This window comes from Pseudomonas oryzae (genome assembly GCF_900104805.1).
Lineage (GTDB): Bacteria > Pseudomonadota > Gammaproteobacteria > Pseudomonadales > Pseudomonadaceae > Geopseudomonas > Geopseudomonas oryzae.
Genome location: NZ_LT629751.1, coordinates 4,487,047 through 4,502,144 on the forward strand (window position 1 = coordinate 4,487,047; position 15,098 = coordinate 4,502,144).

Below are 15,098 nucleotides of genomic sequence, written 5' to 3' on the forward strand. Positions count from 1 at the left end.
TTTGTCTTTCTGCAGTACGGAAAACATGGTAGCGAAGCGATGAACGAGATCAGCGTCCCCGCGCAATACGACCTGGAGACCGCCGCCCTCAAGGTGCCGCCGCACTCCATCGAGGCCGAGCAGGCGGTGATCGGCGGCCTGATGCTGGACAACAATGCCTGGGAACGGGTGCTGGACCTGGTTTCCGACGGCGACTTCTACCGCCACGACCACCGCCTGATCTTCCGCGCCATCTACAAGCTGGCCGAGCGCAACCAGCCGTTCGACGTGGTCACCCTGTCCGAGCAGCTGGACAAGGAGGGCCAGCTGGCCCAGGTCGGCGGCCTGGCCTATCTCGGCGAGCTGGCCAAGAACACCCCGTCGGTGGCCAACATCAAGGCCTACGCGCAGATCATCCGCGAGCGCGCCACCCTGCGCCAGCTGATCGGCATCAGCAACGAGATCGGCGACAGCGCCTACAACCCGCAGGGTCGCGGCGCCGACGAGATCCTAGACGAGGCCGAGCGCAAGATCTTCGAGATCGCCGAGGCGCGGCCGAAGACCGGCGGTCCGGTCGGCCTCAACGAGCTGCTGACCAAGGCCATCGACCGCATCGACACCCTGTTCAACACCCACGAGGCGATCACCGGCATCTCCACCGGTTTCACCGATCTGGACGAGAAGACCAGCGGCCTGCAGCCGGCCGACCTGATCATCGTCGCCGGCCGTCCGTCGATGGGCAAGACCACCTTCGCCATGAACCTGGTGGAGAACGCCGTGCTGCGCAGCGACAAGGCGGTGCTGGTGTACTCGCTGGAGATGCCCGGCGAATCGCTGGTGATGCGTATGCTGTCCTCGCTGGGACGCATCGACCAGACCAAGGTGCGCTCCGGCCGCCTCGACGACGACGATTGGCCGCGGCTGACCTCGGCGGTCAACCTGCTCAACGAGCGCAAGCTGTTCATCGACGACACCGCCGGCATCAGCCCCTCGGAAATGCGCGCGCGCACCCGCCGCCTGGTGCGCGAGCACGGCGACCTGGCGCTGATCATGGTCGACTACCTGCAGCTGATGCAGCTCGGCGGCGGCGGTGGCGAGAACCGCACCAACGAGATCTCCGAGATCTCCCGCTCGCTCAAGGCGCTGGCCAAGGAATTCAACTGCCCGGTGATCGCCCTGTCGCAGCTCAACCGCTCGCTGGAGCAGCGCCCCAACAAGCGCCCGGTCAACTCCGACCTGCGCGAATCGGGCGCCATCGAGCAGGACGCCGACGTGATCATGTTCGTCTACCGCGACGAGGTGTATCACCCGGAGACCGAGCACAAGGGCGTCGCCGAGATCATCATCGGCAAGCAGCGTAACGGTCCGATCGGCACCGTGCGCCTGGCCTTCCTCGGCAAGTACACGCGCTTCGAGAACCTCGCTCCGGGGATGTACAACTTCGAGGACGAGTGATCCTCTGGGCGGGACCAGATCAAGGAAAACGGGCGCCCAGCGAGTAAGATGGGCGCCCGTTTTCCGTTCCGAGGCCGAACCGCCATGCGTCCCCTGGTTGCCACCATCGATCTGTCCGCCATCCGCCACAACTATGCGCTGGCCAAGGCCTGCGCGCCGGCGCGCCAGGCGTTCGCGGTGGTCAAGGCCAACGCCTACGGCCACGGCGTGCGCGAGACGGTCAGCGCCCTGCCGGACGCCGACGGCTTCGCCGTCGCCTGCCTGGAGGAGGCCGGCGAGGTGCGCGGCCTGCACGCCAGGGCGCGGGTACTGCTGCTGCAGGGCTGCTTCGAGGCGACCGAGTACCGCATGGCCGCGCAGCTCGGCCTCGACGTGGTGGTGCAGAGCCGCGAGCAGGTCGAGATGCTGCTCGGCATCCAGCCGGCCAGGCCGCTCAACGTGTGGCTCAAGCTGGACTCCGGCATGCACCGCCTGGGCTTCGCCGCCACCGAGCTGCGTGCCTGGCACGCGCGTCTCTGCGGCGCCGCACAGGTCGGCGAACTCAACCTGCTCAGCCACTTCGCCTGCGCCGACCTGCCCGAGCATCCGCTCAACCAAACGCAGCTGGACAGCTACCGCAGCCTCGACGATCTGGCCTTCGCCAACCGCTCGCTGGCCAACTCGGCCGCCATCCTCACCCGCCCGGAGGCGCACCTGGACTGGCTGCGCCCGGGCATCATGCTCTACGGCGCCAGCCCGTTCGCCGAGCGCCCGGCCGCCGAACTGGGGCTCAAGCCGGCGATGACCCTGAGCGGCAACCTGATCGCCGTGCGCGAGGTGGCCGCCGGCGAGAGCGTCGGCTACGGCGCCAGCTGGATCGCCGAGCGGCCGACGCGCATCGGCACCATCAGCTGCGGCTACGCCGACGGCTACCCGCGCACTGCGCCGGCCGGCACCCCGGTGCTGGTCGACGGCCAGCGCGTGGCGCTGGTCGGCCGGGTGTCGATGGACATGCTCACTGTCGACCTCACCCATGTGCCGCAGGCGCAGGTCGGCACCCCGGTCGAGCTGTGGGGCGTGCAGCTGCCGGTCGACGAGGTGGCGAGCGCCTGTGGCACCATCGGCTACGAGCTGCTCAGCAAGGTCACCGCGCGGGTGCCGCGCCGGCACCGCTACTGATCCCGTCGCGTAGTCCGTAGGGTGGACAACTCGCGTAGCGATTGTCCACCAAGCAACGCGGAGTGGTGGACAAGGCTGCGCCGTTGTCCACCCTACGGCCTCCCACGCATGTGCGCCGTAACCGCGGCAGAAGCTTCGCCCAATCCCGACTTCAAGCGTCGGATTTGCTCACTTTTTGTGCTATCCTCCGCGCCCGCGCAATTCCCGCCGAGAGTTCCTGGTCACCGCCATGCAAGCCGCCAAGCCGCTGTTCGACTATCCCAAGTACTGGGCCGAGTGTTTCGGTCCCGCGCCCTTCCTGCCGATGAGCCGGGAAGAGATGGACCTGCTCGGCTGGGATTCCTGCGACGTGATCATCGTCACCGGCGACGCCTACGTCGACCACCCTTCGTTCGGCATGGCCATCATCGGCCGCCTGCTCGAGGCGCAGGGCTTCCGCGTCGGCATCATCAGCCAGCCGGACTGGCAGTCCAAGGACGACTTCATGAAGCTCGGCCAGCCGAACCTGTTCTTCGGCGTGGCGGCGGGCAACATGGACTCGATGATCAACCGCTACACCGCCGACCGGAAGATCCGCTCCGACGACGCATACACCCCCGGCGGCGTGGCCGGCAAGCGTCCGGACCGCGCCAGCATGGTCTACAGCCAGCGCTGCCGCGAGGCGTACAAGGGCGTGCCGATCGTGCTCGGCGGCATCGAGGCCTCGCTGCGCCGCATCGCCCACTACGACTACTGGCAGGACAAGGTGCGCCACTCGATCCTGATGGACGCCAAGGCCGACATCCTGCTCTACGGCAACGCCGAGCGCGCCATCGTCGAGATCGCCCAGCGCCTGTCCGCCGGCGAGCCGATCGGGGCGATCAGCGACGTGCGCGGCACCGCCTTCGTGCGCCGCGACACCCCGGAGGGCTGGTTCGAGATCGATTCCACGCGCATCGACCGCCCGGGCAAGGTCGACAAGATCATCAACCCCTACGTCAACACCCAGGATCTCGAGGCCTGCGCCATCGAGCAGGGCAAAGGCGCGGTGGAGGATCCCTTCGAGGCCAAACCGGTCGAGCTGCTGCCGCATCCGCGCCTGGAGCGCGAGCGCACGGTGATCCGCCTGCCGGCCTTCGAGAAGGTCAAGGGCGATCCGGTGCTCTACGCCCACGCCAACCGCGTGCTGCACCTGGAGACCAATCCCGGCAACGCCCGCGCGCTGGTGCAGCGCCACGGCGAGCAGGACGTCTGGCTCAATCCGCCGCCGATCCCGCTGACCACCGAGGAGATGGACTACGTCTTCGGCCTGCCCTACGCCCGCGTGCCGCACCCGGCCTACGAGGGGGCGAAGATCCCGGCCTACGAGATGATCCGCTTCTCGGTGAACATCATGCGCGGCTGCTTCGGCGGCTGCACCTTCTGCTCGATCACCGAGCACGAGGGCCGGATCATCCAGAACCGCTCGGAGGAGTCGATCCTGCGCGAGATCGAGGAGATCCGCGACAAGGTGCCGGGCTTCACCGGGGTGATCTCCGATCTGGGCGGGCCGACCGCCAACATGTACCGCATCGCCTGCAAGAGCCGCGAGATCGAGGCGGCGTGCCGCAAGCCGTCCTGCGTGTATCCGGGCATCTGCCAGAACCTGAATACCGACCACTCGGCGCTGATCCAGCTGTATCGCGACGCCCGCGCGCTGCCCGGGGTGAAGAAGATCCTCATCGCCTCCGGCCTGCGCTACGACCTCGCCGTGGAGTCGCCGGAGTACGTGCGCGAGCTGGTCACCCACCACGTCGGCGGCTACCTGAAGATCGCCCCGGAGCACACCGAGCGCGGCCCGCTGGACAAGATGATGAAGCCGGGCATCGGCACCTACGACCGCTTCAAGAAGATGTTCGAGAAGTTCTCCAAGGAGGCGGGCAAGGAGCAGTACCTGATCCCGTACTTCATCGCCGCCCACCCCGGGACGACTGACGAGGACATGATGAACCTCGCCCTGTGGCTCAAGCGCAACGGCTTCCGCGCCGACCAGGTGCAGGCCTTCTATCCGTCGCCGATGGCCAGCGCCACGGCGATGTACCACAGCAAGAAGAACCCGCTTAGCAAGGTCACCTACAAGAGCGAGGACGTCTACATCGTCAAGGGCGAGCGCCAGCGCCGCCTGCACAAGGCGTTCCTGCGCTACCACGACCCGAACAACTGGCCGCTGCTGCGCGAGACGCTCAAGGCCATGGGCCGCAGCGACCTGATCGGCCCGGGCAAGCACCAGCTGATCCCGGCCACCCAGCCGGCGGGCGACGGCAGCTACCAGAGCGCGCGGCGCAAGAACTCCACCCCGGTCGGCAGCAAGAAGGTCGGCGGGGCCGCCGCCGGCAAGCCGCTGCTGACCCAGCACAACGGCCTGCCGCCGCGCGCCAGCGACGGCAGCAAGCCGTGGAGCCGGGGCGAGGAGGGCAAGGCGCAGGCCTTCGCCCGCGGCAAGAAGAAGCCCAATGGCAAGCGCCCCGGCGCGCGCTGAGGCGCCTGCCTCGTTCGCTGGACGGCACAAGGCCGGAGCCCATGGCTCCGGCCTTGTGCGTTACAGGGCGGATCAGCCGCGCACTGGCTGGCCGCGTACCGGCGCGTCGCCGGCCACGTAGTAGCGCGCCTGGCTGCGCGGCAGCGGCTTGCGGCCGCGGATGCGGTCGGCGATCTTCTCGCCGATCATGATGGTGGTGGCGTTGAGGTTGCCGGTGATGATCTCCGGCATGATCGAGGCGTCCACCACCCGCAGTCCTTCCAGGCCGTGCACGCGGCCCTGGCCATCCACCACCGCCAGGTCGTCCTCGCCCATCTTGCACGAGCAGGACGGGTGGAAGGCGGTTTCCGCGTGCTCGCGGACGAAGGCGTCCAGCTCGGCGTCGCTCTGCAGCTTCAGTCCCGGGCTCAGCTCGCGGCCGCGGTACGGGTCGAGCGCCGGCTGGTTCATGATCTCGCGGGTGATGCGGATGGCGTCGCGGAACTCCTGCCAGTCCTGCTCGTGGCTCATGTAGTTGAACAGGATGCTCGGGTGCTGGCGCGGGTCCTTGGATTTCAGCTGGATGCGCCCGCGGCTCGGCGAGCGCATCGAACCGACGTGGGCCTGGAAGCCGTGCTCCTTCACCGCGTTGCTGCCGTTGTAGTTGATCGCCACCGGCAGGAAGTGGAACTGGATATTCGGCCACTTGAACTCCGGCCGGGTGCGGATGAAGCCGCCGGCCTCGAACTGGTTGCTGGCGCCGATGCCGCTGCCGGCGAACAGCCACTGCGCGCCGATCGCCGGCTGGTTCCACAGCTGCAGCGCCGGGTACAGCGACACCGGCTGCTTGCAGGCGTACTGCAGGTACATCTCCAGGTGGTCCTGCAGGTTGGCGCCGACGCCGGGCAGGTCGTGGACCACCGTGACGTCGAGGTCGCGCAGCAGCGCCGCCGGGCCGACCCCCGAGCGCTGCAGGATCTGCGGCGAGGCGATGGCGCCGGCGCACAGAAGCACCTCGCGGCGCGCACGCACGCGGGTCGGCTGGTTGCTGTCGCCGTGCAGGTAGGCGACGCCGATGGCGCGCTTGCCGCTGAACAGGATGCGCTCGGTGAGCGCGTGGGTGACGATGGTCAGGTTGGGCCGGCCGCGCGCCTGGTCGAGGTAGCCGCGCGCGGTGCTTGAGCGGCGGCCCTCGGGGGTGACGGTGCGGTCCATCGGGCCGAAGCCTTCCTGCTGGTAGCCGTTGAGATCGCTGGTGCGCGGGAAGCCGGCCTGCACGCCGGCCTCGACCATGGCGTGGAACAGCGGGTTGTTGCCGGCCTTGGGTGTGGTCACTGAGACCGGGCCGTCGCCGCCGTGGTAGTCGTCGGCGCCGCTGTCGCGGGTCTCGGCCTTGCGGAAGTAGGGCAGGCAGTCGAGGTAGCTCCAGTCCTCCAGGCCCTTGGCCTTGGCCCAGTGGTCGAAGTCCAGGGCGTTGCCGCGGATGTAGCACATGCCGTTGATCAGCGAGGAGCCGCCGAGGCCCTTGCCGCGCCCGCACTCCATGCGCCGGTTGTTCATGTACGGCTCGGGATCGGTCTCGTAGGCCCAGTTGTAGCGGCGGCCCTGCAGCGGATAGGCCAGCGCGGCGGGCATCTGGGTGCGGAAGTCCTGGCGGTAGTCGGGGCCGCCGGCCTCCAGCAGCAGCACGCTGACGTCGGCGTCCTCGGTCAGGCGGGTGGCGAGCACGTTGCCGGCGGAGCCGGCGCCGATGACGATGTAGTCGAATTCCTGGGTCATGGGGCATCCCTCGGTAAGCGGGGGCGCCCTCGGCGGCGAGGGCGCGGGAATCGTGGGTCAGAACACCGAGTGGAATTCGCCCAGCTCGACCTGCACCGACTTCAGGCGGGTGTAGTGCTCCAGGGTGGTCAGGCCGTTCTCGCGGCCGACCCCCGACTGTTTGTAGCCGCCCACCGGCATCTCCGCCGGCGACTCGCCCCAGGTGTTGATCCAGCAGATGCCGGCTTCCAGGCGGTGGATGATGCGGTGCGCGGCGGCCAGGTCGCTGGTCACCACGCCGGCGGCGAGGCCGTACTCGGTGGCGTTGGCGCGGCGGATCGCCTCCTCCTCGCTGGCGTAGGCGAGGATGCTCATCACCGGGCCGAAGATCTCCTCGCGGACGATGCTCATCGCGTCCGTGCAGTCGCTGAACACCGTCGGCGCCACATAGGCGCCGCTGGCGTAGGCGCCGGCGGTGACCCGCGCGCCGCCGCACAGCAGGCGCGCGCCCTCGGCGTGGCCCTGGTCGATGTAGCCGAGCACGCTGTCCATGTGCGCGAAGCTGACCAGCGGGCCGAAGTTGGTGTTCTCGTCCATGGGATCGCCGAGGCGGATGCGCTGCACGCGGGCCAGCACCAGCGCCTCGAACTCGGCCTGCAGCTCGCGCGGCACGAACACCCGGGTGCCGTTGGTGCACACCTGGCCGGAGCTGAAGAAGTTGGCCATCACCGCGATGTCGGCGGCGCGTTCGAGGTCGGCGTCGGCGCAGACGATCAAGGGCGACTTGCCGCCCAGCTCCATGGTCACCTCCTTGAGGGTCGAGCTGGAGGCGCTGGCCATCACCTTCTTGCCGGTGCTGGTGCCGCCGGTGAAGGAGATCTTGGCGATCTGCGGGTGCTCGGTGAGCCACTGGCCGACCTCGCGGCCGCTGCCGGTGAGCACGTTGAACACGCCGTCCGGCAGGCCGGCCTCGGTGTAGATCTCGGCCAGCTTCAGGGCGCTCAGCGGAGTGACCTCGCTGGGCTTGAAGATCATCGCGTTGCCGGCGGCCAGCGCCGGCGCCGACTTCCACAGGGCGATCTGGATCGGGTAGTTCCACGCGCCGATGCCGGCGACCACGCCCAGCGGCTCGCGACGGGTGTAGACGAAGCTCGACTCGCGCAGCGGGATCTGCGCGCCCTCGATGGCCGGGATCAGCCCTGCGTAGTACTCCAGCACGTCGGCGCCGGTGACGATGTCGACGCTGCGCGTCTCGGCCAGCGGCTTGCCGGTGTCGAGGGTCTCCAGCTCGGCCAGCTCGTCGTTGCGCTCGCGCAGGATCGCCACCGCGCGGCGCAGGATGCGCGAGCGCTGCATGGCGGTCATCGCCGCCCAGACCTGCTGCCCCTCCACGGCGCTGGCCACCGCGCGCTCGACGTCGGCCTGGCTGGCGCGCTGCACGCGGGCGAGCACCTCGCCGTTGGCCGGGTTGACGGTCTCGAAGCTGGCGCCGCTGGTGGCCGGCACGTAGCGGCCGCCGATGTAGAGCTGCTGTTCGTCGAAGCGGGGCATGGCGAATCCTCGTAGGCGGTGGTCCGTCCGCGGCTGACGCGGGGCGGGGATGTTGCAGACGAGGCTACGATTTTTTTATTGAACGATCATTCAATAAAACGACAGGGGCAGGCCTGAGGGCGACACGCCTGGCCGCTGGGGCCAGACGGACGACGAGCGGTGCGCGGGGGGAGGGAGATCAGCCGGCCTTGGCCAGCTGCAGGTCGACGTACTCGTAGGCGATCTGCCGCGCCTGCGCGGTATCGAAGGTCTGTCCCGACAGCGCGCCGCGCAGCCACAGGCCGTCGACCAGCGCGGCCAGGCCGCGCGCGGCGGCGCGCGCCTGTTCCGCTGGCAGGGCGCGGCGGAACTCGCCGCACAGGTTGGAGTACAGGCGGTGGTCGTTGATCCGCTGCAGGCGCTGCAGCGCCGGCTGGTGCATGCTGCTGGCCCAGAACGCCAGCCAGGTCTTCATCGCCGGGCCGCTGACCTGGCTGGCGTCGAAGTTGCCGTCGATGATCGCGCGCAGGTGGGCGCGCGGGCCGGGGTCGGTGAGCGCCGCGCGGCGCTGGCGCACGCCCTGGCTGAGGGCTTGCATCAGGTGGCGCATGGTCGCCTCGAGCAGGCCGTTCTTGTCGCGGAAGTAGTGGCTGATGATGCCGTTGGACACCCCGGCGAGGCGGGCGATGTAGGCGATGCTGGCCTCGCCCATACCGACCTGGTCGACCGCCTCGAGGGTCGCGGAGATCAGCTGCGAACGGCGGATCGGCTGCATTCCGACCTTGGGCATGGGAACCTCCGGCTGGCGATGGGGTGGTGGCCAGTCTGAGGCGTTTTTCTTGAACAGGCAATCAACAAAGCGTCGGCGCCGCGTTCCGGCATGTCGCTGGCGCAAACGAAGAAGCGGGCCGCAGCCCGCTTCTTCAGTGCAGCGTCAGGTTACTTCAGCCAGCCGGCGACCCGCTCGGGGTTCTTGGCGATCCAGTCCTTGGCCGCCTGCTCGGGCTTGGCGCCTTCGCGGATGGCCAGCATCACCTCGCCGACTTCCGCGCCGCTCCAGGAGAACTGCTTGAGGAAGGCGGTGGCGTCGGCGGCCTTGGTCGCCAGCTGCGGGTTGACCACGGTGTCGATGTGCTCGGCCGCGCCGTAGACCTGCTTGGGATCGTCGAGGAAGCGCAGGTTCCACTTGGCGAACATCCAGTGCGGAATCCAACCGGTGACCACGATCGGCTCCTGGGCCTTCTCGGCGCGGGCCAGCGCGGTGGCCATCGCCGGGCCGGAGCTGGCCATCAGCTTGAGGTCGAGGTCGTACTGCTTGATCGCGTCCTCGGTGCGGCGCATCACCCCGGCGCCGGCGTCGATGCCGGTGATCTTGCCGCCGAAGTCCTTGCTGTAGGTGTTGAGGTCGTCGATGCTCTTGGCCTTCACGTAGTCCGGCACGATCAGGCCGATGCGGGCGTTCTCGTAGTTGGAGCCGAGCACGGTGACCTTGTCCTTGAGCTTGGCGTAGTACTCGCCGTGGGTGGCCGGCAGCCAGGCCGACAGGGTGGCGTCGAGGTCGCCGCGGGCCACGCCCTGCCACATGATCGCCGGCTCCACCGGCTGCAGTTCCACCGGGTAGCCGAGCTTGGCTTCGAGAATTTCTCCGGCGACGAAGGTGGCGGCGACGCTGTCGTCCCAGCCGTTGACGTAGCCGATCTTCAGGGTCGGCTTGTCCGCGGCCATGGCGGTGGACAGGCCGAGGGCCAGGGTCAGGGCGCTGAGGCCCTGCATGCAGCGGTTCATCAGGTTGCGCATCGGTCATTGCTCCATCGGGTTGAGTGGCAGTGCAGCGGTACTGGCTCGTACGGGTGGAACAGGCCGGCGGCGTACCCCGATCGCGGGCAGCAGGCTGCCCGGCCGGCGCTCGGCCGCGCGGCCCTGGTTAAACGATTGCGATATCGGCAGGGGCGCGCTGGCGCCGCGCCGGGTGGATCACAGGCCGAGGTGCTTCCTCACCGCCGCGGCGCCGTCCTGGCCGTCGTAGGTGGTCACGCCGGCCAGCCACTGGTCGAGATACTGCGGATTGGCCTTCAGCCAGGTCCTGGCGACCGCGACCGGGTCCTCCTTGGCCAGCACCTTCTCCATCAGCTGGCTTTCCATCTCGACGTTGAACTGCAGGTTGTTGAGCAACCGGCCGACGTTGGCGCAGCGCGCCTCGTAGTCCGGCGGCACCACGGTGAACACCTTGGCCGCGCCGTAGTCGGGGCCGAACACCTCGTCGCCGCCGGCCAGGTAGGTGATGTCGAACTGGGTGTTCATCGGGTGCGGCGCCCAGGCGAGGAACACCACCGGCTCCTTCTTCTTGATCGCGCGCTGCACCTGCACCAGCATGCCGGCCTCGCTCGATTCGACCATGCGGAAGCCGCCCAGCTCGTACTGGTTGCCCTTGATCATCTTGTCGATCAGCAGGTTGCCGTCGTTGCCCGGCTCGATGGCGTAGACCTTGCCGTCCAGCTGCTCCTTGAACCGGGCGATGTCCTGGAAGGTCTTCAGGCCGGCCTCGGCGGCGTAGCTGGGCACCGCCAGGGTGTACTTGGCGCCTTCCAGGTTGGCCTTGGGCAGCACCTTGACGCCGCCGTCCCTGGTGAACGGCTCGATCACGCTGTCCATCGACGGCGCCCAGTAGCCGAGGAACACGTCGATCTGCTTGTTCTTCACCCCGGTGAAGGCGATCGGCACCGAGGCCATCACCTTCTTCGGCGCATAGCCCAGGCCCTCGGTCAGGGTCATGGCCACCCCGGTGGTGGCGGAGATGTCCGCCCAGCCGATCTCGGCGAAACGCACCTGCTGGCAGCTTTGCGGCTCCTGGGCCCAGGCGCCCTGGACAGCGGCGGCCAGGGACAGCAGGCCGGCGCCGACGAGAGACTTGATCTTGTTCATCTGCGGTTCCCTGTATGGGGTGAGAAGGGGGATCACGACGCCGACTGCGCGCGCAGCTTGCAGCTCAGCCAGCCGAACAGGCCCTTGCTGGCGGCCTGGCGCTGGGTGCCGAAGCTCTCGGTGATGCGGTCGAGGATGATCGCCAGCAGCACCACGGCCATGCCGCTCTCGAAGCCCAGGCCGATGTCCAGGCGCTGGATGCTGGCCAGCACGTCGTTGCCCAGGCCGCCGGCGCCGACCATCGAGGCGATGATCACCATCGACAGGGCCATCATGATGGTCTGGTTGACCCCGGCCATGATCGACGGCAGCGCGCTGGGCAGCTGCACCTTGAACAGCAGCTGGCGGCTGGTGCAGCCGAACGACTGGCCGGCCTCGACCAGCTCCTTGTTGACCTGGCGGATGCCCAGGCTGGTCAGGCGCACCGCCGGCGGCATGGCGAAGATCACCGTGGCGATGATCCCCGGCACGCGGCCGAGGCCGAACAGCATGGCCGCCGGGATCAGGTAGACGAACGCCGGCATGGTCTGCATGAAGTCGAGTACCGGCCGGGTGATCAGCGCCACCCGCTCGCTGCGCGCCGCCCAGATGCCCAGCGGCACGCCGAGCAGCAGGCTGATCAGCGTCGCCGAGAAGGTCAGGCCGAGGGTCACCACGGTCTGCTCCCAGAAGCCGGTGAGCACGATCAGCACGAAGGACGCCGCGGTGAACAGGGCGAACTTGACGCCGATGCGCCACAGGCCGAGGGCGACGAACAGCGAGATCAGCAGCCAGGCCGGCGGCAGCATGAGCAGCTGCTCGATGCCTTCGGAGAAGCCGCTGACCACCTGGCCGACGCTGTCGAAGGCGCCGCTGTAGTTGTCCAGCAGGTGCTGGACCAGATCGTTGACCCAGCTGCCCAGATCCAGTTTCTCGCTCATGATCAAACCCCCTGCAGACGGCTGAGCAGCCGGCCCTTGCTGATGGCTCCGGCGTAGCGGCCGCGGCCGTCGATCACCGGGATGGGACCCTCGTTGATCACCAGACGCTCGATGACCTGATCCAGCGGCAGGTCCTCGGGCACCGGGTCGATGTGCTTGAGCAGCTCCGGCTCCAGGCGCGCGTGGCGGCCTTCCTCCATGATCAGGGCGACGCGCTCCAGGCTGATCGAGCCGCGGAAGTTCTTCTGCTCGTCGATGATGAAGGCGTAGTGCTTGTCCATCGCCTGCAGCTCGCGGCACACCTTCTGCACGTCGGGCGCCTTGCCGTTGTGCACGTAGAGCGGAACGCTGTCGGCCTTGAGGTGGCCGGCGGTGAGGTAGCGGCTGGTGTCGACGGTGTCGAAGAAGTTGCGCACGTAGTTGTCGGCGGGGTTCTCGATCAGCTCGCGCGGGGTGCCGACCTGCACCAGGCGGCCACCCTCCATGATGCCGATGCGGGTGCCGATGCGGATGGCTTCCTCGATGTCGTGGGAAACGAAGATGATGGTGCGGCGGTGCTTCTTCTGCAGGTCGAGCAGCACGTCCTGCATCTCGCGGCGCTTGAGCGGGTCGAGGGCGGAGAACGCCTCGTCCATGATGATCATCGACGGGTTGACCGCCAGGGCGCGGGCCAGGCCGACGCGCTGCTGCATGCCGCCGGACAGCTCGTGGGGGTACTTGTGGGCGAAGCTGGCCAGGCCGACCTGTTCGAGCACCTCCATGGCGCGGCGGTGGCGCTCGCCGCGGCCCATGCCGGCGATCTCCAGGCCGAAGGAGGCGTTGTCCAGCACGCTGCGCGAGGGCATCAGGGCGAAGGACTGGAACACCATGCTCATGTCGCGGCGCCTGAGGTCGATCAGCTGCGACTGCGGCAGGCGGGCGACGTTCTGGCCGTCGATGTAGACGTCGCCGGCGGTGGGTTCGATCAGCCGGTTGATCAGGCGGATCAGGGTGGACTTGCCGGAGCCGGAGAGGCCCATGAGGACGAAGATTTCGCCTTCGTTGACGCTGAATGACACATCGCTGACACCGATCACCGAGCCGGTCTCGGCGAGGATCTGCTCCTTGCTCTTGCCCTGCTTGAGCAGGTCGATCGCTTGCTGTGGGTGCTCGCCGAAGACCTTGAACAGGTTCTGCACCACGATTTTTCCAGACTGCATGGGACGTTTCCCCTTCAGAAGGCTATTGGACCGGTGCCCTGCCAGGCATTGCGCCCCGGGGCAATGCGGGGGCGGACAGCCGTTATTGCCTGTTTGGGTGTTGGCACGGTTTCGAGGAGCGGTCGGCGGCTGGCCTTCTGGCGGGGCCGGCCATTCGGGCAGCCGGCACCGTGGCCGGCGACGCCTCGGGGGCGCCAGCGGACACGGCAAGCTGCTGGTGAATGATCCAGGTCCTGCCGCAAGGCAAATCGCGTTCCAGTTCCTCTGGCAGTGTTTCGAAGTCCAGTTCCGTCGGGTGTTCCCCGCGGAGTGCACGTACATCCGAAATTTCTTGTTGGGCTGGCGCCCGCAAGGAGGGAAGCCAGCCGTATTTATTCCTCGGTCCGGAGGGGTGGGCTCCGGTCTGCCGGCCCTGTTCGGTGGCGGCAGCGACGTAATCGGCTGACTCAACGATATAGCCTTCAGGTTGTCGCAATTATCGAATTGCGACCCTGGCGTATTGCACGACGACATTCGTCCTTTCAGGGAAAACCCTAACAGTAAACCCCGACTTTCGGCCAGCCGGGCCAGCCCGCGCCGGCCGCGGCCTGCAGGCCGTCCGGCGGCGGGCAGGGGGCGGCGCCGGCACGGCCGCTCGCCGCCTGCGCTCCGGCGCTTACAGGTGCGGGCTGCCGTCGCGTCGGGTGACGCCTTCCAGCCACTGCGCGCGCGCCTGCGGGTTGGCCTGCAGCCAGGTCTTGGCCTCGCGGCGCGGGTTGGTGTTGCCGGCCAGCACCGCCGCCATCAGCTGGTTCACCATGCCCATGCTGAACCTGAGATTCTTCAGCAGGCGTGCCGCGTTGGGGCACTGCGCGCTGTAGCCGGCGCGGGTGTTGGTGTACACGGTGGCGCCGCCGTAGTCGGGGCCGAAGTACTGGTCGCCGCCGGCCAGGTACTCCATGGCGATCTCGTCGTTCATCGGGTGCGGCGCCCAGCCGAGGAAGACCCGCCACTGCTTGAGCGCCTGGGCGTGGCGCACGCTGGCCATCATGCGCGACTCGCCAGCCTCCAGCAGGCGGAACTCGGCGAGGCCGAAGGCGTTCTCGGCGATCATCTTCTTGACCAGCTCGTTGCCGTTGTTGCCCGGCTCCAGGCCGACGATCTCGCCCTTGAAGCGCTCCTTGTGCCGCGCCAGATCGGCGAAGCTCTTCACCCCGCCCTCCCAGGCCTCGCGGGTCACCGCCAGGGTGTACTTGGCGCCTTCCAGGTTGGCCGCCAGCATCTCGATGCTGCCCTTGTCCAGGTAGGGCTGGATGTCGGCGGTCGAGCTCGGCATCCAGTTGCCGAGGAAGGCGTCGACCTGCCCGTCGTTCAGCGCCCGGTAGGTTTCCGGCGCCGACAGGCGGCGGATCTCGGTGCGGTAGCCCAGCTCGTCGAACAGCAGGCGGGCGACGGTGTTGGTGACGATCAGATCGGTCCAGCCGACTTCGGAGAAGCGCACGACGTCGCAGGCGGCCGGGTCGGCGGCCTGGGCCAGCGGGGCGCTGGCGAGAGTGGCGAGCAGCAGGCAACGCGGGAACAGCTTGTTCATGGGCGCATCCTTTTCCTGTGGGTGGGGCCTGGCCGTGCGGCGACGAGCGGCAGGCGGCGATGCAAATGGCAGGCGCGGAGCGTCGCGTCCAGAGGGGTGTCGCGGATAGGACAGTGGAGGCCGCATCCGGC

11 protein-coding genes are annotated in these 15,098 nt (G+C 68.3%); 3 read left to right on the forward strand and 8 right to left on the reverse strand.

Annotation, left to right across the window (positions count from 1 at the left end):
- The first annotated feature begins 39 nt into the window (after window positions 1-39).
- The 3 genes from dnaB to BLT78_RS20520 all read left to right on the forward strand — a co-directional run bounded on the left by dnaB (window position 40) and on the right by BLT78_RS20520 (window position 5,089).
- A complete protein-coding gene (gene dnaB / locus BLT78_RS20510; RefSeq protein WP_090351835.1) occupies window positions 40-1,434 on the forward strand; it encodes a replicative DNA helicase in 1,395 nt (464 codons plus the stop codon).
- An 84-nt stretch (window positions 1,435-1,518) separates the two neighbouring features.
- Complete coding sequence (gene alr / locus BLT78_RS20515) at window positions 1,519-2,592, forward strand: alanine racemase (RefSeq protein WP_090351836.1); 1,074 nt, start codon at window positions 1,519-1,521, stop codon at window positions 2,590-2,592.
- Window positions 2,593-2,821: 229 nt separating this feature from the next.
- Entirely contained in the window at window positions 2,822-5,089 is a 2,268-nt protein-coding gene (locus tag BLT78_RS20520) for a YgiQ family radical SAM protein (RefSeq protein ID WP_090351838.1), read from the forward strand.
- 72 nt (window positions 5,090-5,161) lie between these two features.
- Here the strand turns inward: BLT78_RS20520 and betA are convergent, their stop codons facing one another.
- The 8 genes from betA to choX form a co-directional block, all read right to left on the reverse strand.
- Window positions 5,162-6,847: a choline dehydrogenase gene (betA, locus tag BLT78_RS20525; protein WP_090351839.1), complete on the reverse strand. Its 1,686-nt coding sequence runs from the start codon at window positions 6,845-6,847 to the stop codon at window positions 5,162-5,164.
- Between the two features lie 57 nt (window positions 6,848-6,904).
- Complete coding sequence (gene betB, locus BLT78_RS20530; protein ID WP_090351841.1) at window positions 6,905-8,377, reverse strand: betaine-aldehyde dehydrogenase; 1,473 nt, start codon at window positions 8,375-8,377, stop codon at window positions 6,905-6,907.
- A gap of 178 nt (window positions 8,378-8,555) precedes the next feature.
- Window positions 8,556-9,146 (reverse strand): transcriptional regulator BetI, encoded by a 591-nt coding sequence (gene betI, locus BLT78_RS20535; protein WP_090351842.1) that lies wholly within the window; start codon window positions 9,144-9,146, stop codon window positions 8,556-8,558.
- 149 nt (window positions 9,147-9,295) lie between these two features.
- Window positions 9,296-10,141 (reverse strand): glycine betaine ABC transporter substrate-binding protein, encoded by an 846-nt coding sequence (locus BLT78_RS20540; RefSeq protein ID WP_231975836.1) that lies wholly within the window; start codon window positions 10,139-10,141, stop codon window positions 9,296-9,298.
- A gap of 189 nt (window positions 10,142-10,330) precedes the next feature.
- Window positions 10,331-11,278, reverse strand: coding sequence for a choline ABC transporter substrate-binding protein (locus tag BLT78_RS20545; protein ID WP_090351845.1), 948 nt, complete (start codon window positions 11,276-11,278; stop codon window positions 10,331-10,333).
- A gap of 32 nt (window positions 11,279-11,310) precedes the next feature.
- Window positions 11,311-12,201, reverse strand: coding sequence for an ABC transporter permease (locus tag BLT78_RS20550; protein WP_090352440.1), 891 nt, complete (start codon window positions 12,199-12,201; stop codon window positions 11,311-11,313).
- Window positions 12,201-13,397: a quaternary amine ABC transporter ATP-binding protein gene (locus tag BLT78_RS20555; RefSeq protein WP_090351846.1), complete on the reverse strand. Its 1,197-nt coding sequence runs from the start codon at window positions 13,395-13,397 to the stop codon at window positions 12,201-12,203. The genes BLT78_RS20550 and BLT78_RS20555 overlap by 1 nt, the downstream gene beginning before the upstream one ends.
- Before the next feature lie 655 nt (window positions 13,398-14,052).
- Entirely contained in the window at window positions 14,053-14,967 is a 915-nt protein-coding gene (choX, locus tag BLT78_RS20560; protein WP_090351848.1) for a choline ABC transporter substrate-binding protein, read from the reverse strand.
- Window positions 14,968-15,098 lie beyond the last annotated feature (131 nt).